The sequence below is a fragment of the Microbacterium sp. NPDC055455 genome, assembly GCF_053619935.1.
In genome coordinates, this window is the sequence record NZ_JBSHLB010000001.1 from 918,523 (window position 1) to 942,719 (window position 24,197).

Here is a 24,197-nt window from a genome sequence, read left to right on the forward strand (position 1 = left end):
GTGGCCGTCGATCGTGAGCGCGTCGCCGCGCTCGTGCGTGAGCTGCTCGAGGCGATCGGTGAGGACCCCGAGCGCCCCGGGCTGAAGCTGACCCCGACGCGCGTCTCCGACGCCTACGCGGAGTTCTTCTCGGGCGTCGGAGAGGATGCCTCCGCCCCGCTCGCGCACACCATCTCGGTGACCCGCGGACCGGCACCCGACACGCTCCCGTCCGGCGCCGTCATGCTCCGCGACATCCTGTTCCGATCAGTCTGCGAGCATCACCTGCTGCCCTTCCGCGGCCACGCACACCTGGCGTACCTCCCCGGCGAGCAGGTGGTCGGGCTGGGTGCGCTGCCGAAGGTCGTCGACATCCTGTCGTCTCGACCGCAGGTGCAGGAGCGCCTCGGCGAGCAGATCGCCGACGTGATCGCCGCGTCCCTCGATGCGCGCGGGGTGCTGGTCGTGCTCGAGGCGACCCACGAATGCGTGACGATGCGCGGTGGACGACAGCCGGATGCCTCGACTGTCACGATCGCCGCGCGCGGCGAGCTCGCCGAGCCTGCCGCCCGCGCCGAGCTGGTCGCGCTGATGGGCGCGGCCAGATCAGGGGCGCGCGGATGACGACGCTCATCATGGGCATCGTGAACGTCACGCCCGACTCGTTCAGCGACGGCGGACGCTATGCGGATGCCGAGGCCGCCGTCGCCCACGGACTGCTGCTGCGCGCACAGGGCGCCGACATCCTCGACGTCGGCGGTGAGTCCACCCGTCCCGGTGCCGAGCGCGTCGACCCGCGGGTGGAGCAGGACCGCGTCCTCCCGGTCGTGCGCGCGCTCGCCGAGGCGGGTGCCGTGGTGAGCATCGACACCATGAACGCGTCGACGGCCGTGGCCGCCGTCGAGGCCGGCGCCCGCATCGTCAACGACGTCTCCGGTGGCCTCGCCGACCCCGACCTCCTCGCCGCGGTCGCGCCGACGGATGCCGACGTCGCGCTCGGCCACTGGCGCGGCCACTCGGCCGACATGTACGCGCGCGCGCAGTACGAGAACGTCGTCGACGAGGTCGTGCGCGAGCTCCGGGGGCGGGTCGAGGCCGCGGCATCCGCCGGCATCGCCCCGTCGCGCGTGATCCTCGATCCCGGAGTCGGGTTCGGCAAGAAGGGCGCGCAGAACTGGGCCGTGCTGCACGACCTCGACCGGCTCGTCGGTCTCGGACCCCGGCTGCTGGTGGGGACGAGCCGCAAGCGGTTCCTCGCGGAGGCGCTCGAGGTCGACCCCGCCGACGTCGACGAGGCCCGCCGCGACCTCGCCACCGCGGTCACCAGCGCCCTGGCCGCCGAGGCGGGGGTGTGGGCCGTGCGCGTGCACGATGTCGCCGCGACCCGCGATGCTCTCATCGTGGCGCGCGGCTGGCGGGAAGGGATCCGATGGACTTCGTCGACGAGATCACCCTGACAGGCGTCCGCGCCTTCGGGTACCACGGGGTGCTCCCCGAGGAGCGGCGTCAGGGCCAGGAGTTCGTGGTCGACGCCACGCTGTACCTGAGCACGGCGGCGGCTGCGGCATCCGATGACGTCACCGACACGGTGCACTACGGCGACGCCGCCGAGCGCATCGCCGCGATCGTGGCGGGCGAGCCCCTCAACCTCCTCGAGAGTGTTGCCGCGCGGATCGCCGACGACCTGCTCGCCTACGACCTCGTGAAGATGGTGTCCGTGACGATCCACAAGCCTCAGGCGCCGATCCCGGTGCCGTTCTCAGACGTGTCGGTGACGATCCGCCGCGCGCGACCGGACGATGCCCCTCGGGCGGTGGCACCGTGAGCCGCCGCCTCGCGCAGGGCTTCGAGGGCGACACCGCGCGCCGCCGCCGCGATGCCGTCGAAGCCGTCGTCGCTCTCGGTGCCAACCTCGGCGATCGCGCAGAGACGATGTCCACGGCGATCAAGGAGCTCGCGCGCGTGCCGCTCGTCGGCGCCGTGCGGGTGTCCGAACCCATCGAGACGGTCGCGGTGAAGCAGGACGGGCCGGATGCCGCGGCCCCGGCGTACCTGAACGCGGTGGCGATCCTCACCACGCGCCTGGCGCCCTCGGTGCTGCTGGGCTACCTCCACGCCATCGAGGAGCGGCACGGCCGCACGCGATCCGGGCGGCGATCCGCGAACGAGCCCGGGTGGGAGGACCGCACGCTCGACCTCGACCTGATCGCCTACGGCGACCTGGTCAGCGACGACCCGCGGCTCCTGCTCCCCCACCCCCGGGCGGCCGAGCGCGAGTTCGTGCTCGGGCCGTGGCTCGCCGTGGACCCCGACGCGATACTGCCGGGCACCGGTCGCGTGGACGAGGCTCTCGGTCGGCTGCGGGGGGCGAACCGGCGATCGACCGACGAGGCGGCGCGATGAGGCGCACGAGCGCGGGCGTCCTGCTCCTCGCCGCCGCCCTCGGCGTGGCGGCCGGCTTCCTCCTGGACCAGCTGCTGACGTCGGCGGGCCGCCCGACGTTCACCCCCGCCGTCACCCTGCCGATCCTGCTCCTGCTGCTCGGCGCGGTGGTCGTGGCGCTGGCGGTGCCGATCCGCCGGGCGACGCGCGGCGGATCGACGACCGCGGTGAATCCGTTCCGCGCGGTGCGCATCGCGATGCTCGCCAAGGCGTCCAGCATCGTCGGCGCCGTCATCGGCGGGCTCGGCGCGGGCCTGTGGATCTTCCTCGCGACCCGGCCCGTCCCGCCGTCGCTAGGCTCGTTGGGAACGGTCATCGCGACGACCGTGTGCGGCGCCCTGCTGGTCGTCGCCGGTCTGGTCGCGGAGCACCTGTGCACGATCCGGAAGGACGACGATGACGAACAGCCCGGAGGCGACGACCCCGGACTCGAGCCGCGCATCCACGGCCACTGAGGCGGGGACCTACGACCGGATCGTCGAGCCGCGCTCGGAGAACCGCCTCGTCCTCGCGGAGGGCGTCTGGCACCAGATCTCGCCGAAGTACGTCAAGGTGCAGTACATCTCGTCGGGCTCGTTCCTCCTGATCGTGATCGCCGCCACCCTGGTCCTGACGCTGCTCATGCACCAGCTCTGGGCGTGGATCCCCGGGGCGATCATGACGGTGATCCTCGGGTGGACGCTCGCGATCCTGCCGCGGCAGGCCCGCTCGATCGGGTACCAGCTGCGCGAGGACGACCTGGTCTTCCGCCGCGGCATCCTTTGGCAGCGCTTCGTGGCCGTGCCGTACGGCCGCATGCAGCTCATCGACATCACCCACGGTCCGCTCGACCGGGGCTTCGGCATCGCGCAGCTGAAGTTCGTCACCGCGGCCGCGGCGACCGGCGTGACGATCCCCGGTCTGGAGCAGTCGACCGCCGAGACGCTCCGCGACCACCTGGTGCAGGTCGCCGAGAGCCGGCGCACGGGCCTATGACCTCCGTCGGGCCCAGTGCGCCGCCGCCGCAGCTGGTCCGTTCGCCCCTGAGCGACGGCGAATGGCACCGGCTGCATCCGCTCACCCCGCTCCTGCGGGGCGGGCTGTTCCTCATCGTGGTCATCGGCATCGTGCTGGCGAACCTGCGCGACCGGCTCGTGTTCGTCTTCCTGCCCTGGCTCGCCCCCGACATCGAATCCGAGGTGGGGGAGTGGGAGGGCGCCGGCGGCGACCCTATCGACTTCATCATCGCGAACAACCTCTACGTGATGGCCGGCCTCGCGGTGCTCGCCGTTCTCATCGTCGTCGTGGCGGTGTTCTACACGTCGTGGCGGTTCCACACCTTCCGGATCACCGAGGACGACGTCGAGGTGCGCAGCGGCATCCTGTTCCGCACGCAGCGGCGCGCGCCGCTGGATCGCGTGCAGGGCGTCAACCTGACGCGCCCGATGATCGCCCGTCTCCTGGGCATGGCGAAGCTGGAGGTGGTCGGGGCGGGGACGGATGCCAACGTCAAGCTCGAGTACCTGTCGACCGCGAACGCCGAGGCCGTCCGCGCCGACATCCTCCGCCTGGCCTCGGGGCGCCGGCTCGCCGCGGCGAGCCCGCCGGCGGATCCCCGCCACGAGGGCAGGGCGGCATCCCTCGGGCAGCGGGTCGGACGCGAGCTGACGGGCATGATCGAGGGGCCGGAGGCCCCGGTGGCCGAGGTCGAGTCGGTCGTGAACATCCCGCTCGGCCGGCTCGTGGCATCCCACGTCGTCAGCATGTCCACGCTCGTGCTGGTGCTCGCGGTCATCGCGGTCATGGTCGGCGTCAGCCAGGGCGTGACGTGGCTGCTCTTCGCCTTCGTGCCGGCGATCATCGGCATCGGCGCCTACTGGGTGCGCTCCATCGTCCGCTCCCTGCGGTACTCGATCGCACCCACCCCCGACGGGGTGCGGATCACCTTCGGACTCTTCACCACCATCACCGAGATCGTCCCGCCTGGACGCGTGCACGCCGTGGAGGTGACGCAGCCGATCCTCTGGCGCCCCGCCGGCTGGTGGACCGTCCGCATCAACCGCCTGACCGGCCGCAGCGTCACGGAGGCGTCGACCGACCAGTTCACCACGGTGCTGCCGGTCGGCACGGCGGCGGACGTCGAGCGCGTGCTGCGGCTGCTGCAGCCGTCGCTCCCCGACGACGAGAGGGCGCTCGTCGTGCAGGAGGGCATGTTCGGGCCCGGCGAGGACGACACCTTCACGAACACCCCCCGGCGTGCCTGGTGGATCAGGCCGCTGTCGTATCGCCGGAACGGCTTCCGCCTCACCGGCGACGTGCTGCTGATGCGGCGGGGCGTCGTGTGGCGCCGGCTCGTCATCCTGCCGCTGGCGCGGCTGCAGAGCTTCGGGCTGTACCAGGGGCCGCTCGACCGCGCCACGCGCGTGACCAACGTGCGGGCGCATGTCGTCGCCGGTCCGGTGTCGCCCTTCCTCGCCGCCGTCGACCGCGACAGCGCGCTGACGCTCTTCGACGACGTCGCACGCGGCTCGGTGCGCGCGGCCCTCGCCGATCGCACGCACCGCTGGGCCCAGGACGAGGCGGACGCGCCGCCCACGCCGGCGATGACGCCCCACGCCGGAGAGGGGGACGCGTGAGGTCGAGAGACGGAAGGCTCGGCGTCGGGATCATCGGCGCCGGGCGGGTCGGGCCGGTGGTGGGCGCCGCCCTGGGTGGCGTCGGGCATGCGGTCGTCGGGATCACCGCGGGCTCCGATTCGGAGCGGGTCGAGGCGGTCCTCCCGGGCGTGCCCGTCCTGGATGCGACGGAGGTCGTCCGCCGCAGCGAGCTCGTCATCATCGCGGTGCCCCACGACCAGCTCGAGGGGCTCGTCGCCGGTCTCGCCGAGATCGGCGCGTGGCAGCCGGGGCAGCTGGTGCTGCACACCGACCCGAGCTGGGGCACGGCCGTCCTCACCCCCGCCGTCGCGAAGGGCGCGATCCCGCTCGCGGTGCACCCCGCGATCGAGTTCACCGGGACAACCATGGACCTCCGTGCGCTGTCGAGCTCGTACGCCGCGGTGACGGCGCCCGGGCCCGTGCTTCCCATCGCACAGGCGCTGGCGGTCGAACTCGGCTGCGAGCCGGTGGTGGTCGAGGAACAGGCGCGGCCGGCGTACGGGGAGGCGATCGCGACCGCCCGGGACTTCTCCCGGTCCATCGTCCGCCAGGCGGCGGCGCTCCTCGCCCAGGCGGGGATCCCGCAGCCGGGGTCCTACCTGTACTCGCTCGCGCACACGACGATCGACCACGCCCTCGCGGAGGCCGGGTCCGGTCCCGTGGACGAGCCCCCCGCTACGATCCAAGGATGATCAGCACCGTCGACGGGCTGCGCGCCCGGATGGCCGAGGTCCGCGCCGCCAGACCGGAAGCGCGCGTCGCGCTCATCTCCACCATCGGCTCCCTCCACGACGGGCACATCGATCTCGTCCACCGTGCGCGCGAGGTCGCCGACGTCGTCGTGGTCTCGGTGTTCGTCAATCCGCTCCGCTTCGCCACTCCGGCCGAGTATGCCGCCTACCCCCGCACGCCCGACGAGGACGGCGAGCTGCTGCGCTCGCTCGGCGTCGAGATCGTGTTCGCCCCGGACGCGTCCGAGCTGCTGCCGAACGGGTCCGCCACGACGAAGGTCAGCGCCGGCGACCTGGGCCTGCGCTACGAAGGGCGTGCGCGCCCCTTCTACTTCGACGGGCTCCTCACCGTCGAGGCGAAGCTCTTCCACCTCGTGCAGCCGGACGTCGCCGTCTACGGCGAGCGCGACCGGCAGCGGGTGTTCCTGGTGCGCCGCATGATCCGCGACCTCTACTTCGACGTCGACGTCGCGACCGTCGAGACGGTGCGAGGCGACGACGGGCTGCCGGTGTCCACGCGCATGGGCATGCTCGAGCCGCGCGACCTCGCCGCGGCGGCCCTGCTCCCCGCCGCCCTCGACGCCGCCGCCGCGAACGCCGACCGGGGCGTGGACGCCTGCATCGCGGCCGCGCAGTCGGCGCTCATGGGGGAGCAGCGCATCCGCCTCGAGTACCTCAGCGTGGTCGACCCGTCGACCTTCCTCCCCGTCGACGAAGGCAGCAGCGGGCCGGCGGTCGCGCTCATCGCCGCGACGGTGGCCGGTCACCGCTTCATCGACAACGCGGACATCTACCTGGGCTGAGACGGGGGCGGGAGCGGGCGGCAGGCGTCCGCGGGGCCCGTCACCGCCGTGACGCACGCTCGGACAGGGCGGAGGTGGCGCTCGATAGACTTGGGAGTCCGCGTTCTGCGGCGAACATCCCCACCGAGGAGCCCATCCGTGACCGACACGACCTCGCCCGCCGAGACCGCCGAGCCGACCGAAGCCGAAGTCTTCGAGCAGAAGGCCGTGCGGCTGGCAAAGCGCGAGCGACTGATCGCCGAGCGGACGGATGCCTCGGGTGGCGCGTACCCGGTGAGCCTTCCGATCACCGACACCATCCCCGCGCTCCGCGAGCGCTTCGGCGACCTCGAGGCGGGTGCCGAGACCGGCGTCACGGCAGCCGTTGCGGGTCGTATCGTCTTCAGCCGCAACACCGGCAAGCTGTGCTTCGCGACGCTCCAGTCCGGCGACGGCAGCCGCATCCAGGCGATGGTCTCGCTCGCCGCCGTCGGTGACGAGTCCCTGCAGGCGTGGAAGGAGCTCGTCGACCTCGGGGACCACGTCTTCGTGTCGGGCGAGGTCATCTCGAGCCGGCGGGGTGAGCTGTCGATCATGGTGTCGGAGTGGCGCGTGGCGTCCAAGGCCGTGCTGCCGCTTCCGAACCTGCACTCCGAGCTCAGCGAGGAGACGCGCGTGCGCAGCCGCTTCCTCGATCTCATCGTGCGCGACCGTGCGCGCGACACCGTGGTGGCGCGCGCGAAGGTGAACGCCAGCCTGCGGGAGACGTTCGGGTCGCACGGCTTCCTCGAGGTCGAGACGCCGATGCTGCAGGTGCAGCACGGCGGGGCATCCGCTCGCCCGTTCATCACCCACTCCAACGCGTTCGACACCGACCTGTACCTGCGCATCGCGCCGGAGCTGTTCCTCAAGCGCGCCGTCGTCGGCGGCATCGACCGCGTGTACGAGATCAACCGCAACTTCCGCAACGAGGGCGCGGACTCCACGCACAGCCCCGAGTTCGCGATGCTCGAGGCCTACCTGGCGTACAGCGACTACAACGGGATCGCCGACCTGACGCAGGAGCTCATCCAGAACGCCGCGGTGGCGGTGGCCGGCTCGACGACCGTGACCTGGGCGGACGGGACCGAGTACGACCTGGGCGGCCAGTGGGACCGCCTGTCGATGTATGACTCGCTGTCGGAGGCGGTGGGGCGCAGCATCACCCCCGAGACGTCGTTCGCTGAGCTCGTCGCGCTCGCCGAGGCGGAGGGCGTCGACCTTCCGCCGCACGCCATCCACGGCAAGCTCGTCGAGGAGCTGTGGGAGCACTTCGTCAAGCCGGGCCTGGACCGCCCCACGTTCGTCATGGACTTCCCGCTCGACACCAGCCCCCTCGTGCGCGAGCACCGCTCGATCCCCGGCGTGGTCGAGAAGTGGGACCTCTACACGCGCGGCTTCGAGCTGGCCACCGGGTACTCCGAACTCGTCGACCCGGTCATCCAGCGCGAGCGGTTCGTGGAGCAGGCCAAGCTCGCGGCGCGCGGCGACCTCGAGGCGATGCGCATCGACGAGGAGTTCCTGCGCGCGCTCGAGCACGGTATGCCGCCCACCGGTGGCATGGGCATGGGCATCGACCGCCTGCTGATGGCGATCACGGGGCTCGGCATCCGCGAGACGATCCTCTTCCCGCTGGTCAAGTAGATCCGTCGGGTCTCGGCGCGTCGCGTCGCCGTCGTCATCGGGGTGCGCCACGGCGGAACGCCCAGTCGGGCAGATGCCCGGCCTGCACGAACGACAGCACGATCTGCGACAGGCCGTGCTCCGGCTCGATCTCGCACGCCATCCCCGCGTACGCCGCGGCGTGCGTAGACCGGCCGAGCGCCCACGACAGCCACGCGCACATGGCGAGCGCACCGGGTCGCGCCTCGCGCGGGGCCACGGCCGCGGCGTGACGGCACACCTCCAGCGCCACCTCCAGGCGGGCGACGTCGGGAGTGTCGCCCTCCCCCCACATCCGCATCGCGAGGTGCGCCGGGTACTCCTCGCCGGACTCCCACCGCAGCTGGGCGTCCAGCGCCTCATCCCCGTCGGCGAGGTTCCCGCTCCACTGCACGAGCGCGACATCCCGCAGCGACGGCCGTGCGAGGCACCACACCAGGGCCGCGGAGTCGTAGGCGTCGCGCCCTGCGGGCCGCTGTTCGAGCGCGTCCTCGAAGAGGCCCGGGAGGTCGTCGAGCCGGCATGCGGTGCCGAGGGCGCGCGGGTCGATCCGGGTGTTCGAATCCGGTGCCGGGTCGCCCTCGTCGGCGTCGCCGAAGATCGGGCCGGGCACCGGCCCGAGGTCGCACGCGTGCCCGGCCGCCGGAGCGCGATCGTCGGGTGCGGGCGCCGCCTCGGGTGCGTGCGCCGCCTCCGGGAGGGGTGCCGTCGACACCCCAGGCGCTCCGCGGAGGCGACCGCCGGCGACGGCATCCGGCCCGCACAGCACCTCGACCGCGTCGTCGAGCGCCGTCAGCGCGCGCGCCACCCGCTCCTGCTCGCCCGGTGGACACTCCGGCAGCTCGGCGCCGCTCGCCTGATCGCCGTCCGCCGCACGCATCCCCTGCAGCTGCGTGCCGGCGCCCTCGAGATCCGACAGCGGCCGTCCGGACGCAGGGAGGTGGGAGTCGAGCGCCGAGCCCCAGCCGTCGGCGGCCACGCACAGCAGGTCGGTGACGCGCAGCCCGCAGGCATGCGCGCGGCGGTCGAGGGCGTCCAAGAGCTCGCGGTGCGGCATCCTGTCGCGGTCTTCGAACCGTGCGCCGGTGTACGCGATCGCGGCGACGGCGTCGGCCTCGGGCAGGCGGCATGCCAGGCCGATGACGGTGGCGGCGACGCCGTCGGTCTCGCCCCCGGCAGGCAGATCGAATCGCATGGCGCCCAGGCTGCGGGCGCCCTGGAACGGGATCACGACGAGGCTCTCGGAAGGGTGGTAGCCCAGCATGAGGGGGACGAACGACAGGAACTGCGCCGCGTCGGCGGCCTTGACGACTGTTGCGGGGGTCATGCGGACGACTCTCGCGGGACGCGCAGAGGGGCAGGAGCCGGATCCGCCGTTCGAGGAAACTCCGCGCCGGTGCCGCCTGCGCACAGGCCTGGGGAGGAGCCCCGGTCGGCCGGCGGCAGGAGGCCGCGGGGGACGGCGTATCCTGGATGGCATGGATTACTGGGTCGCGGTGCTGTGGACGCTCCTGCCGACCGTCGTCGTCTCGCTGATCTTCTTCTACGTCATGCGCAGCGCGATGCGCGCGGACCGCAACGAGCGGCGTCTGTACGCCAAGGTGGAGGCGCAGGAGCGCGCCAAGCGCGGACTGCCGCCCGCTCCGACCGGCGCCCCCGCCGACCACTGACGCGCTGAGCCCGCTCGGCGCGTCACCGCGTCAGGAGTTCGCCGCCGCCCGCGGGCGGACCCCCGCCAGCTCGAACGGGAACCGGGGCAGCGGCCCGATCGCCTCGTCCAGGCCGCCGAGGGCCCGCTCGAGCGCGTCGCCCACGCCCGCGACGATGCCGGCATCAGCCGGGCGCGCGTGGCGACGCAGCGACTCGACCGTCGTGTCGTGATCTACGGCGAGGAAGCGGCTGGTCCCCGGCGAGATGACGCTCTCGTAGTCGTGGAACTTGAAGTCGCCGCCGTTGAGCGGCGGCTCCAGCGACGTCCACGCGGCGGGGATCCCGTAGGAGTCGGCCACGATCAGGCCGTGCAGCGATGACGTGAGCACGACCGAGCACGCGGCGATCTCGCGTGTCGCCGCCGCTGCGCTCCGGCGCACGTCGATCACCCGCACCGCCTCGCCGCCCCGGCGCTGCAGCGCGGCGATCACCGAGCTGTCCCGGTGCGTGTAGTGCGGGACGATCCCGACGTCCCACCGCACCCGTGGCCGCCGGGCGATGCGGCTGACGAGCACGCCGGGGTCGCCGAGCGCGAAGGCGCCGCGGGCGCCGATCACGTCGGCGCTGTGGCGTCCCCGCACGGCCAGCACGTGCGCCTCGGGCAGCGGGCGAGGGTCGTCGCGGATGGCGCCCGCGCCCCAGATCGCGCCCGTGTAGCCGGCGTCGAGGCGCTGCAGCAGGCTGCCGACGCCGACGAGCCTGGCCCGCGGGAGGAGCTGCCGGACCGGGAGGAAGCCGTAGTGAGGAAGGAGCCACGACGTCAGGCCGTCGCCGAAGTTCTGCACGTCCTCCCACCAGTAGGCGGACACGAACCGGCCGGTCCGCCACATCCGAGGACGAGCCGCCGCGCTCGCGAATGCGCCGGCCGCTCGCACTCGGCGGCGCAGCGGAGACGTGTAGGACGGCGCCCTCACCGGCTGGGCTCTCCGGCGCGATGGGCGCGTACGCTTCCGGTCACGGTGCGATCCTCGCACATGCGGCGACCGCACCCGTCGCGGCCGGCCCGTCCGCCGCCACTGCCGATGCACGGCTTGTCGTCCGGCCCCCGATACGCTGGCCTCACCCGTCCCGACCGCGATGCGAGAGGCCTCCGCCGATGATCACCATCACGTTCGATGCGACGTGGTGGGCGGTGCTCGTCCTCCTGCTCGATCTGACGATCCGCATCGCGGCGATCATCATCGTGCCGCGCAACCGGCGTCCGACCGCGGCGATGGCATGGCTCCTCGCGATCTACTTCATTCCGATCATCGGTGTGTTCCTGTTCCTGCTGATCGGCAACCCCCGGCTGCCGCGCAAACGCCGGCGCAAGCAGGAGCGCATCAACGAGTACATCCACGACACCAGCGCCTCGCTGGACTTCGGCACGCTGCGCCCGCACGCCCCGTCGTGGTTCACGTCGCTGGTCACGCTCAACCGCAACCTCGGCGCGATGCCGCTCGCGGGCGACAACTCCGCGCAGATCATCTCCGACTACCAGGAGAGCCTGGATGCCATGGCCGACGCGATCCGCGCGGCCGAGAGGTACGTGCACGTCGAGTTCTACATCCTCCAGGCGGACGAGTCGACCGACAACTTCTTCCGCGCGCTCGAGGAGGTCGCGGCGCGCGGCGTGCCGGTGCGGGTGCTGCTGGACCACTGGGCCAACCGCGGCAAGCCGAAGTACCGGCAGACGATCAAGCGCCTGGACGCGATGGGGGCGCACTGGCGCCTCATGCTCCCGGTCCAGCCGCTGAAGGGCAAGTATCAGCGACCCGACCTGCGCAACCACCGCAAGCTCGTCGTCGTCGACGGACGGGTCGCGTTCACCGGCTCGCAGAACGTGACCGACTCGACCTACAACCTGCGCAAGAACATCCGGCGCGGCCTTCACTGGGTCGACCTGATGGCGCGCATCGAGGGCCCGGTCGTGGCATCCGTCAACGCCGTCTTCCTGAGCGACTGGTACAGCGAGACCGACGAGGTGCTCACCGACGACGTCGACCTCTTCGACGTCAGGAGCGGTCCGGGGGACCTCGACTGCCAGATCGTGCCGTCGGGCCCCGGGTTCGAGTTCCAGAACAACCTCAAGCTGTTCGCGGGCCTGCTCTACGCGGCGCAGCGCAAGATCATCGTGGTCAGCCCGTACTTCGTGCCCGACGAGGCGCTGCTGCTGGCGATCACGACGGCGTGCCAGCGCGGCATCCACGTCGAGCTGTTCGTGTCGGAGGAGGGCGACCAGGCGATCGTGTACCACGCGCAGCGCAGCTACTACGAGGCGCTGCTGCGTGCCGGCGTGAAGATCTGGATGTACAAGAGGCCGTACATCCTGCACACCAAGAGCCTCACCATCGACGACGAGGTCGCCATCATCGGCTCGAGCAACATGGACATGCGCTCGTTCGGTCTCAACATGGAGATCTCGATGCTGGTGCGCGGCGAGGAGTTCGTGCGTCAGATGCGCGGCGTCGAGGACATGTACCGGTCGCAGTCGCGTGAGCTCACGCTGGAGGAGTGGGAGAAGCAGCCGCTGCGCTCCACCATCCTCGACAACCTCGCGCGCCTCACGTCCGCGCTGCAGTAGAGACCTTCAGCAGCCCCTCGACCACGAGCCGGTCCACCGCCGCCCGCACGAGTGCGCTGGCATCGGCGCCGTCGGGGGCGCCGTGCGCCGCGGTGGCGGCCGCGACGAGCGCATCGAGGGGGACGCCGGATGCCGCGGCCCACAGTGTCGGCGCGATCCCGTCCAGGACGCGCACGGTGCCGCGGCCGACCGCGTCGCTCGTCAGCACGGCGATGCGGTCGGCGCCCGCGAGCTCGAGCTCGTCGACGCACGCCGCACGCGAGAAGAGGACCTCGCCGGGGGAGCCGCCCGGGATGGACGGGGGACCCGCCGGCTCCCGCACTATGGCCGGGGCGACCACCGGTGCGGCCGCTGCGCCGGCGAAGAGACCGGGCACGATCTCGGACAGGTCGCCGGCCTCGCGGTAGCGCACGGCGCGGATGCCGCCGGTCGCCTCCGCGACCGCGGCGATGAACCGCAGCGAGTCGGGGCGCTCGGCGAGGTGGCTGGACTGGGTCACGAGGTCGTCGAGCGCATCCGCCAGCTCGACCCGGCGGACAGCGGGGGCGCCGTCGTGGGCGGCGTCCCGGTGGAGCAGGACGATGGCGCGCACGCGCAGCTCGCCGGGGATCGGACCGAGTCCGACCGACGACGCGGAGCGCTCCACCTTGGGGGCGAACGGCTCCTCGATGATCGACAGCGGCTTGCGGTAGGCGACCACCCCGCCGTCGCGTGCGATGCCGATCGTCTCATCGGAGACGTAGCCGTAGTGCTGCCCCAGCCGACGCGATGCGGTCGTCTTCCCGCGCCCGGACGGCCCGACTAAGGCGACGACGTCTCCCTCGGGTGACGCGATCCCCGCCGCGTGCAGCATCCACAGATCCCTCCGCCGGGCGTCGATCGCGGCGCGCGTGACCTGCTGCGACAGCGCCTGCAGCATGCGGGTGCGGATCCCCGCGCGGGGGACCACGATCGCCGCGGGCTCGTCGGCGGGGTCGGTGGCGGCATCCGCCCACGCCGCCCGCACCGCGTCGGCGTCGCCGGCGTCGAGCCTCGACAGGTCGATGGCGACCGTCGTGCCGATGGCGCTGACGTGAAGCATCGCGGTCATCCTCGCAGTGTAGGCGAGGGCGGACCCGTGCCGATCCCGCCCTTCCCGGACGGAAACAGGCGCGAAAAACCGGTGCTCTACGCTGGTGCGGTGACATCCGCACCTGCTGGGGAGCGAACGGAGCGCATCGCGGCCATCGACGGCCTGCGCGCGTTGGCGTTCCTGCTGGTGTTCGCGTTCCACTCGTGGCAGTTCGCGGGGGCGCCGGACATCCCGGTGATCTCCACCGTGGTGGCCCAGAACATCCGTCCGGACTTCTTCGTGGTCCTGACGGGCTTCGTGCTGTTCCTGCCGTTCGCCCGTGATCCGTCGCGCCTCGGGCGATTCCGGACGCGGCCGTACCTGAATCGGCGCCTGCGCCGGATCGTGCTGCCCTACTACGCCGCTCTCGCGTACGCGATCCTGCTGCCGCAGGCGCTGGTCGTGATGATGAAGGCGCTCGGTCGCGAGGCCTCGTGGCAGCCGTGGCCGAGCATCGGCGACGTGCTGAGCCACGTCACCTTCACGCACATGTTCTTCCCTCAGTACTGGTCGACGATCAACGGCAGCCTGTGGACGATGGCCCTCGAGATGCAGCTGTACCTGCTCTTCCCGCTGGTGATGCTCGCCGCCGCCCGGTGGGGGCTGCGCGCGATCGTGGGCGCCATCGTCGTATCGGTGCTCTTCCGCATCGGCGTCGACCTCTTCCTGGGGGACGCCGGATTCTCCGTCGTGTTCCTCTGGGCCGCCTCGGGCCTCGGCCGGCTGACCGAGTTCGCCTTCGGCATGCTCGCCGCGGTGGTGGGCTTCCGCGTCGCCGGCCGCGTGCGACCGCCGCACGCCGTCGCGGTGCTCGCCGTCATGGTCGCGGCCTACTTCGTCGCCACCGAGCCCTTCTTCCGCGGGACGGTGCTGCCCATCCGCGACTTCGGGCTGTCGGTGCTGTTCGGCGGACTCATCGTCCTCGTGCTCACAGTGCGCCCGTTCGGGGCGGCTTTCGCATGGCGGCCGGTGTCCTGGCTCGGCTACCGGTCGTACAGCCTCTTCCTCATCCACCAGCCGACCCTCTGGTACGCCTCGGAGTTCCTGCAGAAGTTCCTCCGCGTGCCCGAAGGCGTGCTGCTGCTCATCCTGCTGTGGACCGTCGGCTTCGCCGCGGTGCTCGGGGTCGGTCTGCTGCTCTTCGTCACCGTGGAGCGGCCGTGCATCACGTGGGCGAAGCGGGTGCCCTCCAGTCGGGCACCCGTCCCGGCCCCGGTGGTCGAGGCGCCCGGCGCGGCGGAAGCCTCTGCGACCGACATCGCTGCAGACGGCGACGCGGGCGATGCTCCGCGTCCCGCCGGGGGAGATCGGCCGCCGAGTGCCTGAACTGTCGGTACTCATGCCGGTACGCAACGGCCAGGCCACGGTGAGCCATGCGGTGGCCTCGACCCTGCGGGCCCTGCCGCGCGACGCGGAGCTCGTGATCTGGGACGACGCGTCCACCGACGCGACGGTGAGCGTGATCGAGCGGATCCGGGACCGGCGCGTGCGGCTGATCCGCAGCGATCGCCCGCTCGGGGTCGGCGCGGCGCTGCGCGAGCTGACCGATCGCACCGACAGCCGACTCGTGGCACGCATGGATGCCGATGACATCTGCCTGCCGTGGCGGTTCGCCGTGCAGTCGGCGGCGCTCCGAGAAGGGCGCAGCGGCATCCTGTTCTCGTCCGTCGTGCGGTTCCGCACGTCGCCGCTGCGGGTGTCGCCGTCGGCGCCCGTCGGGATCGCCACCGCGGCGCTCCCCCTGCACCTGGCCGTCATGTGCGTGGTGATGCATCCGACGATGCTCGCCACGCGGCGAGCGGTCGAGCGGGCCGGCGGCTACCGCGACGTCCTCGCCGAGGACTACGACCTCTGGCTGCGCGCGGCGACCGCCGGCGTGCCGATGCGGCGGATGGCCCTGCCCGCCCTCGCCTACCGGCGCCACGCCGGTCAGGTGTCGGTGTCGGGCGAGTACACGCGACAGGTCAGTGCCGATGCGAGACTCGCGCAGTCCTACCGCGAGTTCGTGCGGACGACGCTCGATCTCGACACGACCTGGCTTCCGGCCCTCGGCGTGGACTCGCCCGAGAGCGAGGCCGCGGGCCGGGAGCTCCGCGAACGCCTCACGGCTCGATCGGCGGGCCTGTCCGCGTGGCAGCGGACACTGCTCGAGCGCACGATGCGGCGTCTCCCGACGTAGCCGGCATCCGGCGGATCACCCGGCGCGGCGCAGCAGTTCGTCCACGGCGGCGGCGGCGTCGGCGGCGCTGCGGGCGAACCGGACCGTCGGGAACCGCGCCAGGTAGTCGCCGAAGGCGGCCGCCAGCTTGCCGTTGGCATTGTCTCTGGCCACGACCGGTCTTCCGAGGATGGTGGCGAGCACGGCCGCGTGAAGCCGGTCGGTGACGACCACCCGGCCCTGCAGCAGGGTGCGCTCGGCGGCGCGCACAAGCGTTCGGGCGGCCAGCGCGTACCCGGGGTCGACCAGCGCGCGATAGAACCGGGGCATCGTCGCGGGAACGCGTTTGGCCACCGACCCGGGTGCCTTGGCGAGGCTCCATGTCGCCCTCTCGAGCGGCGAGTAGTTCCAGTCGACGGTGCGCCGCGACCACGACCCGACGGAGTCGACGAGCGTCTCACCCGTCGATTCGCCGTCGCGGCGGCGCAGCTCCAGGACGTCGACGCGCGGGCGCTGCGCCCTGCTCGGCTCGTATCCGAACGCGAGGTCGGGGCAGTACACCGCGTTCACACCGGGGAGCAGCTCCGCGGCGCGTCTCATGCTGCGCGTGTCCCGCAGGAGCACCGTGAGGTCAGGATGTGCGAGGTAGGCGGCGCGCACGCGCTCCGCGGTGCCGGGGGTCATCTCGATGCTCTGCGGAAGCTGGACGATGCGACGGCCGGGGAAGTCGGCGATCACCCGCTCGCGGAAGTGCTGGAACAGCGCCCACCGGTCGCCGAAGTTCCCGCCGCCGTGGAGGAGGATCGGCCCGTCGGGGTGCAGCGCCGAGAGATCGGCCGGCCGGTATCTCCCGGCCGTCGTCTGGTAGCGCAATGGCAGGCCGAGCCGTCGCAGGTAGGCGCGCTCACCCAGGTAGATGAGTGAGTCGCCGGCGTTGTCGTGCAGCGGGAAGTCGACCAGCGCCACGGGACGCCCCGCTTCGAGCAGGCCGCCGAGTGCGCTCAGCGAATCCCGCTGGAGATCTTCCTGGACCTGACGGCCGCTCACGCGGACGCCTTGCGGCCGCGCACCCGGAGCACGACCGCCTCGGCCGACTCGAGCGGCGCGCTCCCGACCGCCCACCAGGACAGCGCGGCGACATAGCGCCCGCGTCCTGCCCGCGCGGCCGCGGCGAGCTCGCCGAGGTTCTCCGCCGCGGCATGACGCCGATAGCGCCGGAGATTCTGCCTGAGCAGGGTCGCCAGCTCGCGGTCACCGCGCCGCGCGGCGCGAAGCTGCCCGCGCAGGCCGCGCACGGCGGCCTTCCTCCCCGGCAGCCCGCGGTTGGTGACGTTGGCGCTGTGCCGGCGGTAGCCGACGAGCTGCCGGTCGACGGCGGCGAACTCCCCGCGCTGCAGCAGCCGCAGGATGAGCTCGTTGTCTTCGGCGGGCTCCATCTCGGAGCGGCATCCGCCGACGCCCGTGTACGCGCTGCGGCTGATCAGCAGGGTCGTGATGCGGGGGAAGGTCACCGCGCCCGAGAGCATGTCACGAGCGGATGCCGCGGGCGCGGGCCACCCCGCGCCGAACGGCCGCCCTTCGGCGTCCATGTACCACCCGCCGGTGTATGCGGCGATGGCCTCCGGAGCCGCGGCGAGCGCATCGAGCTGGCTCCGGATGCGCTCGGGATGCCACACGTCGTCGTCGTCGAGGAACGCGATCCAGTCGCCGTGCGCGGCCGCGACGCCGGTATTGCGGGCGACGGACAGGCCCGAGGCATCCTGTCGCACGTACGTCACGCCCAGTTCCGCCGCGATGGTGGCCAGGCCCGGAGCAGGAGCGCCGTCGTCGACGAGCACGATCTCACCCACCGGCGCGGTCTGCGCGCGCACGGAGGCCACCGTCTCGCGCAGGTACCGGCCGTCGCGGTTCGTCGGGATGATGACGCTGACCGACCGCGAGTCCACGCGTCCTCCCCGGTTGCTCCCGCCTCGCGCGACTCCCGCGGCGAGTCCTGCATAGTGTAGACGGGAGGACGAACCGGATGGGTGCAGTCAAGCAGTCGGTGTGGCGGGCGTCCCGGCCGCTGCGGAGGGCCATCGCCCATGTCCGCTGGCGTGCGCGGCGGACGACGGCGGACGTCGTGGACCGGTTCCGCCGGGGCGACCGCACCGTGATCGCCACCCCGGGCGGCATGCGCTTCGGCAACTGGCTGTACCTCTGGCTCGCCGCCCATCAGCGCACCGCCGAGGGCCGCCCGACGCTCGTGCTCGAGGTTCCGGGCATGACTCCCTGGCTGGAGCGGTTCCCCGCGCTGTCCGCACTCACGATCCGCACGCAGGATCTCCGCTTCCACGATCGACGCGAATGGAAGGGCGGCGCCGCGCTTCAGCGCTTCGGCACCGACTTCACGCGCGAGGCGCTGCAGCGGTTCGTCCGCGAGGTGCTGGCCCCCGGCATCCCGACGACACCCCCGGCGCCCGTCGCCGTCAACGTCCGGCGGGGCGACTACTACGCCTACGACGGCTTCCGGGCGATGTACGGCATGGACATCGAGGGCTTCGTCCGCGAGGCGCTCGCCGAGATCGGGCCGGCTTCCGCCATCCTCGTGGTCTCGGACGATCCGCAGTGGTGCCGGGAGCATCTGGGTGGGATGCTGTGCGCCGCGGCGCAGGAGGTCTCGTACGCCGAGCGCGACCCGGTCGGGAACTTCCTGGCGATCGCCTCGGCCCCCACGCTGATCGGGACCAACTCGACGTTCTCGTACTGGGGCGGCTACGTCACCGACGCGATCCACGATGATGCGCACGTGGTCATGCCGAGGTTCCACGCGCGGATGGACGACGGGTGGGACGCATACCAGCTCGACCCGGCATGGACGGCGCTCGAGGGCTTCGACGGGCGTGAGGATCCCGCCGCCGGATCGCCCTCCGGCGGCGCGCGAGGCGCTGGATAGAGTGTGACGGTGAAGCAGTCCGAGGCGGCCGAGATTTCGGTGCCGCTCGCGGTGCGGCTGCTGCTCGGACGCGCGGCCGTGCAGGTGATCGCATCGGATGCCGGGGCGGACCTGCTCCACATCAAGGGGAACGCCGTCGACACGTCGCTGCGGGTGCGAGAGGCGCCGGGGACCGACATCGACGTCATGGCGCGACCCACCCACGTGCCCCGGTTGCACGACGAGCTCGTGCGGCACGGCTGGGTGGTGTACAGCTCGTTCCGCTACGGGTCCCCGTTCGGCCACGCGCAGACCTATCGCCATCCCGACTGGGGGTACCTGGACCTTCATCGCATGTTCCCCGGCATCCGGCTCGACCCCGAGGCGGCGTTCGACGAGCTCTGGCGCGACCACGGCACGCGCGATTTCGCGGGGACCGACGGCGCCGTCCCCTCCCTGACCGGTCAGGCGGTGCTCCTGGTGCTCAACGACGTGCGCTCCCGCAGGGCGGCCCGGGCGATCGCCACCTGGGTCGACCGGCCGGGTCTGGATCGCTCGGAGGTGTCGGCGCTGGTGGAGCGACTCGACGCGCGCGTGGCCTTCGCCGCGGCGACCGGCGATCTCGAGCGGTATCGCGGCGAGCGCGACTACCGCCTGTGGAAGGGCATCACCCAGGGCAGCACGCGCACGGGGGAATGGTGGGCGCGCGTGCGGGCGGCCCGCACGCTGCCGGAGGCGCTCGGCATCGTGGTGCGCGCACCGCTGGCCAACGTCGAGCGACTCACGCATCAGCTCGGACGCAGCCCCACGCGTGCCGAGGTGCTGCGCGCGACGGCGATGCGCCCCGTGCGCGCGGTGCGCGAGCTCGTGGCAGGCGTGCGACGGCGGGTCCGGCCGTGATGCGCGTCGGTCCTCGCGTGGCGGCCACCGCGTACGAAGGCAAGGTGTTCATCGCGCAGCTGCCGGACGGCCCGATCCGGGTACTCGAAGGCACGGCCGCGCTGATCTGGACGCATGCCCTCGCCGTGCCGCGCTCCGGCCTGGTGGCGGCGCTGGCGGAAGAGGTCGTCGGAGACCCCGCGACGGTCGAGGCCGAGGTGTCGGCGTTCGTCGACGCGCTGCTGCATCAGCGGCTGCTGGTCGAGGACGGGGAGGCATGATGCGCGCGCGCGCCACAGCGGTCGCGATCGGCGTCCTCGCCGTCGTGGCAGGCCTCCTCGCGATGACGGCGGCCCTCGTGGTGCCGGCGGGACTGCCCTACGACGAGCCGGCGCACTGGTCGAACGTCCTCTTCTACGCCGAGCACCTCGGACCTCCGGTGCTCGGAGACCCCGGGGTGTCGTACCAGGGCCAGCAGACGCCGCTCTACTACGCGCTCGCCGCGGTCCTCGTGCGCGTGGTCGGCGATGCGGATGCCGCATTCCTCGCGGTCCGGCTGCTCGGGGTCGCGGGTGCCGTCGCGCTGACCCTGCTGACGGCGGGGATCCTGGTGCGCAGCATCCCGAGCCGTCCCGTGGTGATACTGACCGGCACCGCCTTCATCGCGCTGAATCCGATGTTCGCCGTCATCGCGGGCTCGGTGCAGAACGACACGTGGACCCTGGTGTGGGCGTTCGCGCTGCTGTGGGCGGCGCTGCCCTTCGTCGATCCGTCGCACCCCGCTCTCCGTCCATGGGCGTGGGGACTGCTGCTGGGCGCCCTCGGCTCGGCGGCGATCCTCACGAAGCTGAGCATCGCGCCGCTGGTCGCGATCGTGCTCGTCCTGCTGCTGGTGCGGCGCCGGATCGTCATGGCGCTCACCGCGGGCGCGGTCGTGCTCGCCGCGTGCGGCTGGTGGATCGTGCGAAACCTCCTGCTCTACGGCGATCTGACCGGCCAGGCCGGCGTCGAGCAGGCCGGGTACGAGTTCGGACAGGGTGCCCTCGGCCCGCTGCACCTGGCGCGGTCGGCGCTGACCTACCTCTTCCTCCCGACGGAGTACCTGCGCAACTCGATCTCGGCGCCCTGGTGGATCGACGCCGTCGTGGTCGTGCTCGGACTGGCAATCGCAGCCGGCGGCGTCTTGCTCGCCGTGCGCGCGCGGCGCGACTGCGCTCCCGGTGCCGTGCTGCTCCTGGTCGTAGTCGGGGCGGTCTCGGTCGCGGCCTGGCTCGTGCAGGTGACGTTCGGCTGGCACGTCGCCTTCCGCACGGCGTACGGCGTGCTGCCGCTGGTGGCCCTGGCGTTCGGGTGCGCCACGCAGGCGATCCCCTCCCGCCGCGGCGGCATCGCCATCGGCGTGATGCTCGGGATGCTGCTGCTCGTCGTCGCCGGATGGGTGGCGGTCGCGGCATCCGCTGAACCCGCCCAGCTGGTCCCCTGATCGAGTGCGATACTGAATCGACGATCGGGAGGACCGTGGTCCAGGTTTCGGAGCGCACGCAACGAATCCGCGACATGCTCGGCCGCTGGTGGCCGGCGGCGTGGCGGTTCGTCCTGCTCGCCTTCGGAGCGGCGCTCAGCAGCTACCTGGTGCTCGATCGAGGCCTGCGCGACGGCGTGATCTCGGCCGTGATCATCGGTCTGCTGGTGATCGGCGTCTCGCTCATGCCCCGGCTCCCGCTCGCGATCGCGCTGCTGGCCACGCCGGGCCTCATCGTCGTGCAGCGCGTCGGACTCGGCGGGACCGATCTGACGGTGTCCGACGTGGCGCTGGCAGCGGCGTTCGGCTCGGCGGTGCTGTTCGGGACCTATCCGCTGAGCCGGCCCATGAAGCAGCTCCTCGCGCTGAACCTCGTCTACCAGTTCGCGACGCTGCTGACGGTGATCGTCAACCCGTTCCCGCAGAACACAGTGGAGTGGTTCCACGCGTGGCTGCTCATCTCGGGCGCACTGCTCGTGGGATGGGCGCTGGGCAGAGCCGGGCTCGCACACGCCGCCTTCGGGCTGCTGATCGGCGCGATGCTCGTGGTGGCCGTCGGCGTGCTCGTCACGGCCGTCCTCACATTCGCGCAGGGACAGTTCGTGGGAATCGCGCCCAAGTGGCCGCTGCCGATGCACAAGAACGCCGCGGGTGACCTCCTGGCGATCGGCGCGGTGGTGGCGCTGGTGAACCCGCGCTGGGCGGGCTGGTCCGACGGCGCGGCGCGGCTGGCGTTCTGGACGCTCACGACCGCGGTCGTGCTCACCCAGTCCCGGCAGGCGATCATCGGGCTGGTCGTCGCCGTCCTCGTCGTGACGCTGCGGCGTGGCGCCTCGCGGCGCTCGCGGCTGATCCTGCTGCTCGTGCTGCCGGCCGTGTGGTTCGTGGTCTCGATGGTCATCGACCAGATCGAGACGGGGAACCGGTTCAACTCGTTCTACGTGCGGATCGAGTGGATGCAGCAGGTCTACGCGCTGTGGAAGCACTCGCCGATCTTCGGACACGGCCTTCGGTACTGGTACGTCCATGAGTGGGCGCTCTTCCAGCCGCCGCAGGCCGAGCTGGAGGTGGTCGCCTCCGCGGGCGTGGTCGGGCTCCTGGCGTTCCTGGTGATGTGGGCGGGGTTCATCGTCGTGCTCTGGCGGGTGGATCCCGTCTTCGGCACGCTCGCGGTCGCCGCGGTGCTCAGTCGTATCGTGCAGGCGCAGTTCGACCTCTTCTGGGTGGCGGCTCAGGTGTCGGTGCCCTTCGTGGTCGCCGGGATCTGTCTCGGGGCGCAGGCGCTGCTCGCCTCAGAAGGGTCGGACGCCAGACGGGCGGATGACTTAGCATGGAGCATCCGTCCGAGCGGCCGGCAGGCGGTGCCCGCTCGGACCGGGAAGACGTGGGGGGAAGGCGCCGATGGAACTGCGTGACTACATGCGCGGATTGCGGCGCCATTGGCTCGCGATCGTGCTCATCACCCTGATCGGTCTCGGCACGGGATACGCCTGGACGCTCATCCAGACTCCCGTCTACGAGGGGTCGGCGAGCGGCCTGCTGAAGACGACCGTGGCCATCGAGGGCGGATCGACCACGACCATCTCCGTCGCGGAGGACTCCGCGGCGCGCGCCAAGGTGCCGACGTTCCTGGACCTCGCGCAATCCGAGCGCGTGGCCCAGGGTGCGATCGACGAGCTGGGACTGAGCACCACTCCGGCCGCGGTGATCAACCGGATCACGGTGACCAACCCGACCAGCACCTCGATCCTCAAGGTGAACGCGCAGGCCGCCACCCCCGACGAGGCCAGCGAGCTGGCGTCCGCGTGGATCGGCTCCCTCGCCGTCGTCGCCGACGACGTGCTCGGCGACGGGTCGGACGGCTCCTCCGCCGTGACGGTGGTCGCCTACGAAGCAGCCGGCAAGCCGACGAGCCCGATCTTCCCCGACGTGAACACCGCGCTGGTCGTGGGCGGCGTGCTCGGCTTCGGGTTCGGCGTGGCGTTCGCGCTCGTGCGCACCGTGTCGGACCGCAGGATCCGCATCAACGACGACATCGAGGCGCGCGTGGGCGCGCCGGTGGTCGGCACGATCCCGATCGCCGACGGCCTCACCCGTGAGTCGCGCATCGTCGCGCGCGCCGAGCCGAACGCGAAGGGCACCCAGTTCGCGGTGTCGGAGGCGTTCCGGTCGCTGCGGACCAACCTGCAGTTCATGGACGTCGACGATCCGCCCCGCACGATCGTCGTCACCAGCCCGCTGCCGGGCGATGGCAAGTCGATGGTCGCGGCGAACATCGCGGTGGCGCTCGCCGAGAGCGGGCGGCCCGTCGTGCTCGTCGACGGCGACCTGCGGCGCTCGACCGTGGCGAAGACCTTCGGGCTGCCCGACGGCGCCGGGCTCACCGACGTGCTCGCCGGCCGCGCGGACCTCATCGACGTGATGCACCGCACGCCGGTCTCCGAGAACCTCGTCGTGCTCACCGCGGGCAGCGTTCCGCCGAACCCCAGCGAGGTGCTCGGCTCGGCGAAGATGCGCACGGTCCTGAACGACCTCGCCCAGCACGCCATGGTCATCGTCGACGCCCCGCCGCTGCTCCCCGTCACCGACAGCGCGGTGCTGGCTCATCAGGCCGACGGCGCGATCCTCGTCGTCGGGCTCGGGAAGACGACGTACGACCTCGTCACCAGGGCCGAGGACGCCCTCGCCAAGGCGTCCGGTCGACTGCTGGGCATCGTGCTCAACCGCGCGCCGCTCAAGGGCGCCGACGCGTCGCCGTACTACGACTACCGCAAGGGCTACGACGGCACCCGCTCGCGGGGCGGGACGGATGCCACATCGGCCGAGCCCGCTGCGACGGCTGCGCCCGCCGCCGAGACGCCGGCCGCCGAGGCCGGTCCGGCGCGCCCGGCGTCCAAGAAGCGGTCGGCAGCCGCCAAGTCCGCCGCACCGGCGGCGTCCGCGGGTGAGGGGGATGCCTCCTCCCCGGCCTCCGCCGACACGGCGAACCAGGACTTCGAGTCGTTCATCGCCGGGATCGACGGGACCCCGCAGGGCGAGCCGCGCCGTCGCGCGGGGCGGAGCTGACCG

General features: G+C 72.2%; 25 protein-coding genes. 20 read left to right on the forward strand and 5 right to left on the reverse strand.

The genetic code is table 11. The annotated features are described in order from the left end of the window. The 10 genes from folE to lysS all read left to right on the forward strand — a co-directional run bounded on the left by folE (position 1) and on the right by lysS (position 8,253). Positions 1-603, forward strand: a complete 603-nt coding sequence (folE, locus tag ACWGUG_RS04070) for a GTP cyclohydrolase I (RefSeq protein ID WP_336393805.1) — start codon at positions 1-3, stop codon at positions 601-603. Continuing rightward, positions 600-1,436 carry a dihydropteroate synthase gene (folP, locus tag ACWGUG_RS04075; RefSeq protein ID WP_378879734.1) on the forward strand — a complete coding sequence of 279 codons (837 nt, stop codon included), beginning with the start codon at positions 600-602 and terminating at the stop codon, positions 1,434-1,436. The genes folE and folP overlap by 4 nt, the downstream gene beginning before the upstream one ends. After that, positions 1,409-1,804: a dihydroneopterin aldolase gene (gene folB / locus ACWGUG_RS04080; protein ID WP_378879737.1), complete on the forward strand. Its 396-nt coding sequence runs from the start codon at positions 1,409-1,411 to the stop codon at positions 1,802-1,804. Before folP ends, folB begins: the two co-directional genes overlap by 28 nt. Next, positions 1,801-2,382, forward strand: a complete 582-nt coding sequence (gene folK, locus ACWGUG_RS04085) for a 2-amino-4-hydroxy-6-hydroxymethyldihydropteridine diphosphokinase (protein ID WP_336393802.1) — start codon at positions 1,801-1,803, stop codon at positions 2,380-2,382. Before folB ends, folK begins: the two co-directional genes overlap by 4 nt. Beyond that, positions 2,379-2,876 (forward strand): DUF3180 domain-containing protein, encoded by a 498-nt coding sequence (locus ACWGUG_RS04090; protein ID WP_452323906.1) that lies wholly within the window; start codon positions 2,379-2,381, stop codon positions 2,874-2,876. The genes folK and ACWGUG_RS04090 overlap by 4 nt, the downstream gene beginning before the upstream one ends. Beyond that, entirely contained in the window at positions 2,818-3,396 is a 579-nt protein-coding gene (locus tag ACWGUG_RS04095; RefSeq protein ID WP_452323907.1) for a PH domain-containing protein, read from the forward strand. Before ACWGUG_RS04090 ends, ACWGUG_RS04095 begins: the two co-directional genes overlap by 59 nt. After that, positions 3,393-5,036, forward strand: a complete 1,644-nt coding sequence (locus tag ACWGUG_RS04100; protein WP_452323908.1) for a PH domain-containing protein — start codon at positions 3,393-3,395, stop codon at positions 5,034-5,036. Before ACWGUG_RS04095 ends, ACWGUG_RS04100 begins: the two co-directional genes overlap by 4 nt. Beyond that, the gene (locus ACWGUG_RS04105; RefSeq protein ID WP_452323909.1) at positions 5,033-5,749 is read left to right on the forward strand and encodes a DUF2520 domain-containing protein; all 717 of its coding nucleotides are present in this window, start codon (positions 5,033-5,035) and stop codon (positions 5,747-5,749) included. The genes ACWGUG_RS04100 and ACWGUG_RS04105 overlap by 4 nt, the downstream gene beginning before the upstream one ends. Further along, positions 5,746-6,591 carry a pantoate--beta-alanine ligase gene (gene panC, locus ACWGUG_RS04110; RefSeq protein WP_336393797.1) on the forward strand — a complete coding sequence of 282 codons (846 nt, stop codon included), beginning with the start codon at positions 5,746-5,748 and terminating at the stop codon, positions 6,589-6,591. The genes ACWGUG_RS04105 and panC overlap by 4 nt, the downstream gene beginning before the upstream one ends. A gap of 138 nt (positions 6,592-6,729) precedes the next feature. Next, complete coding sequence (lysS, locus tag ACWGUG_RS04115; RefSeq protein ID WP_378879754.1) at positions 6,730-8,253, forward strand: lysine--tRNA ligase; 1,524 nt, start codon at positions 6,730-6,732, stop codon at positions 8,251-8,253. 34 nt (positions 8,254-8,287) lie between these two features. Here lysS and ACWGUG_RS04120 read toward each other — a convergent pair whose 3' ends face one another. After that, positions 8,288-9,598, reverse strand: coding sequence for a DUF4192 family protein (locus tag ACWGUG_RS04120; RefSeq protein ID WP_452323910.1), 1,311 nt, complete (start codon positions 9,596-9,598; stop codon positions 8,288-8,290). Positions 9,599-9,749: 151 nt separating this feature from the next. Between ACWGUG_RS04120 and ACWGUG_RS04125 the strand changes: the two genes are divergently transcribed. Further along, positions 9,750-9,941 carry a hypothetical protein gene (locus tag ACWGUG_RS04125; RefSeq protein WP_336393793.1) on the forward strand — a complete coding sequence of 64 codons (192 nt, stop codon included), beginning with the start codon at positions 9,750-9,752 and terminating at the stop codon, positions 9,939-9,941. A 30-nt stretch (positions 9,942-9,971) separates the two neighbouring features. On the opposite strand, the gene ACWGUG_RS04130 is transcribed toward ACWGUG_RS04125, so the two are convergent. Continuing rightward, a complete protein-coding gene (locus ACWGUG_RS04130) occupies positions 9,972-10,790 on the reverse strand; it encodes a polysaccharide pyruvyl transferase family protein (protein ID WP_452323911.1) in 819 nt (272 codons plus the stop codon). 287 nt (positions 10,791-11,077) lie between these two features. Here ACWGUG_RS04130 and cls point away from each other — a divergent pair, with 287 nt between their 5' ends. Beyond that, positions 11,078-12,544: a cardiolipin synthase gene (cls, locus tag ACWGUG_RS04135; RefSeq protein ID WP_336393791.1), complete on the forward strand. Its 1,467-nt coding sequence runs from the start codon at positions 11,078-11,080 to the stop codon at positions 12,542-12,544. Here the strand turns inward: cls and ACWGUG_RS04140 are convergent. Further along, the gene (locus ACWGUG_RS04140) at positions 12,525-13,634 is read right to left on the reverse strand and encodes a hypothetical protein (protein WP_336393790.1); all 1,110 of its coding nucleotides are present in this window, start codon (positions 13,632-13,634) and stop codon (positions 12,525-12,527) included. The genes cls and ACWGUG_RS04140 overlap by 20 nt on opposite strands. Positions 13,635-13,724: 90 nt before the next feature. On the opposite strand from ACWGUG_RS04140, the gene ACWGUG_RS04145 reads away from it, so the two are divergent. Both ACWGUG_RS04145 and ACWGUG_RS04150 read left to right on the forward strand, forming a co-directional pair. After that, complete coding sequence (locus ACWGUG_RS04145) at positions 13,725-14,981, forward strand: acyltransferase family protein (protein ID WP_452323912.1); 1,257 nt, start codon at positions 13,725-13,727, stop codon at positions 14,979-14,981. 13 nt (positions 14,982-14,994) lie between these two features. Next, entirely contained in the window at positions 14,995-15,834 is an 840-nt protein-coding gene (locus ACWGUG_RS04150) for a glycosyltransferase family 2 protein (RefSeq protein ID WP_452323913.1), read from the forward strand. A gap of 15 nt (positions 15,835-15,849) precedes the next feature. Here ACWGUG_RS04150 and ACWGUG_RS04155 read toward each other — a convergent pair whose 3' ends face one another. Next, entirely contained in the window at positions 15,850-16,860 is a 1,011-nt protein-coding gene (locus tag ACWGUG_RS04155) for a polysaccharide pyruvyl transferase family protein (protein WP_336393787.1), read from the reverse strand. Next, positions 16,857-17,759, reverse strand: coding sequence for a glycosyltransferase family 2 protein (locus ACWGUG_RS04160; RefSeq protein ID WP_378879770.1), 903 nt, complete (start codon positions 17,757-17,759; stop codon positions 16,857-16,859). The genes ACWGUG_RS04155 and ACWGUG_RS04160 overlap by 4 nt, the downstream gene beginning before the upstream one ends. A 77-nt stretch (positions 17,760-17,836) precedes the next feature. Here ACWGUG_RS04160 and ACWGUG_RS04165 point away from each other — a divergent pair, with 77 nt between their 5' ends. From ACWGUG_RS04165 to ACWGUG_RS04190, 6 genes are all read left to right on the forward strand, one after another. Continuing rightward, complete coding sequence (locus ACWGUG_RS04165) at positions 17,837-18,748, forward strand: alpha-1,2-fucosyltransferase (protein ID WP_452323914.1); 912 nt, start codon at positions 17,837-17,839, stop codon at positions 18,746-18,748. A 9-nt stretch (positions 18,749-18,757) separates the two neighbouring features. Further along, entirely contained in the window at positions 18,758-19,627 is an 870-nt protein-coding gene (locus ACWGUG_RS04170; protein WP_336393784.1) for a 2-nitropropane dioxygenase, read from the forward strand. Continuing rightward, the gene (locus ACWGUG_RS04175; protein WP_452324192.1) at positions 19,627-19,887 is read left to right on the forward strand and encodes a PqqD family protein; all 261 of its coding nucleotides are present in this window, start codon (positions 19,627-19,629) and stop codon (positions 19,885-19,887) included. The genes ACWGUG_RS04170 and ACWGUG_RS04175 overlap by 1 nt, the downstream gene beginning before the upstream one ends. Beyond that, complete coding sequence (locus tag ACWGUG_RS04180; protein WP_452323915.1) at positions 19,884-21,089, forward strand: hypothetical protein; 1,206 nt, start codon at positions 19,884-19,886, stop codon at positions 21,087-21,089. Before ACWGUG_RS04175 ends, ACWGUG_RS04180 begins: the two co-directional genes overlap by 4 nt. Positions 21,090-21,163: 74 nt before the next feature. Continuing rightward, positions 21,164-22,543, forward strand: a complete 1,380-nt coding sequence (locus ACWGUG_RS04185; RefSeq protein WP_378879781.1) for an O-antigen ligase family protein — start codon at positions 21,164-21,166, stop codon at positions 22,541-22,543. Further along, positions 22,530-24,194: a polysaccharide biosynthesis tyrosine autokinase gene (locus ACWGUG_RS04190; protein WP_336393781.1), complete on the forward strand. Its 1,665-nt coding sequence runs from the start codon at positions 22,530-22,532 to the stop codon at positions 24,192-24,194. The genes ACWGUG_RS04185 and ACWGUG_RS04190 overlap by 14 nt, the downstream gene beginning before the upstream one ends. Positions 24,195-24,197: the final 3 nt, after the last annotated feature.

Excerpts from the sequence above, each read along its gene's own strand:
- cls (WP_336393791.1), top strand. The coding sequence starts at position 11,078 with ATGATCACCATCACGTTCGATGCGACGTGGTGGGCGGTGCTCGTCCTC.
- ACWGUG_RS04125 (WP_336393793.1), top strand. The coding sequence starts at position 9,750 with ATGGATTACTGGGTCGCGGTGCTGTGGACGCTCCTGCCGACCGTCGTC.
- ACWGUG_RS04175 (WP_452324192.1), top strand. The coding sequence starts at position 19,627 with ATGCGCGTCGGTCCTCGCGTGGCGGCCACCGCGTACGAAGGCAAGGTG.
- folB (WP_378879737.1), top strand. The coding sequence starts at position 1,409 with ATGGACTTCGTCGACGAGATCACCCTGACAGGCGTCCGCGCCTTCGGG.
- folP (WP_378879734.1), top strand. The coding sequence starts at position 600 with ATGACGACGCTCATCATGGGCATCGTGAACGTCACGCCCGACTCGTTC.
- ACWGUG_RS04140 (WP_336393790.1), bottom strand. The coding sequence starts at position 13,634 with ATGACCGCGATGCTTCACGTCAGCGCCATCGGCACGACGGTCGCCATC.
- ACWGUG_RS04090 (WP_452323906.1), top strand. The coding sequence starts at position 2,379 with ATGAGGCGCACGAGCGCGGGCGTCCTGCTCCTCGCCGCCGCCCTCGGC.
- ACWGUG_RS04185 (WP_378879781.1), top strand. The coding sequence starts at position 21,164 with ATGCTCGGCCGCTGGTGGCCGGCGGCGTGGCGGTTCGTCCTGCTCGCC.
- ACWGUG_RS04095 (WP_452323907.1), top strand. The coding sequence starts at position 2,818 with ATGACGAACAGCCCGGAGGCGACGACCCCGGACTCGAGCCGCGCATCC.
- ACWGUG_RS04100 (WP_452323908.1), top strand. The coding sequence starts at position 3,393 with ATGACCTCCGTCGGGCCCAGTGCGCCGCCGCCGCAGCTGGTCCGTTCG.
- ACWGUG_RS04120 (WP_452323910.1), bottom strand. The coding sequence starts at position 9,598 with ATGACCCCCGCAACAGTCGTCAAGGCCGCCGACGCGGCGCAGTTCCTG.
- panC (WP_336393797.1), top strand. The coding sequence starts at position 5,746 with ATGATCAGCACCGTCGACGGGCTGCGCGCCCGGATGGCCGAGGTCCGC.
- ACWGUG_RS04150 (WP_452323913.1), top strand. The coding sequence starts at position 14,995 with ATGCCGGTACGCAACGGCCAGGCCACGGTGAGCCATGCGGTGGCCTCG.
- ACWGUG_RS04180 (WP_452323915.1), top strand. The coding sequence starts at position 19,884 with ATGATGCGCGCGCGCGCCACAGCGGTCGCGATCGGCGTCCTCGCCGTC.
- ACWGUG_RS04190 (WP_336393781.1), top strand. The coding sequence starts at position 22,530 with ATGGAACTGCGTGACTACATGCGCGGATTGCGGCGCCATTGGCTCGCG.
- ACWGUG_RS04165 (WP_452323914.1), top strand. The coding sequence starts at position 17,837 with ATGGGTGCAGTCAAGCAGTCGGTGTGGCGGGCGTCCCGGCCGCTGCGG.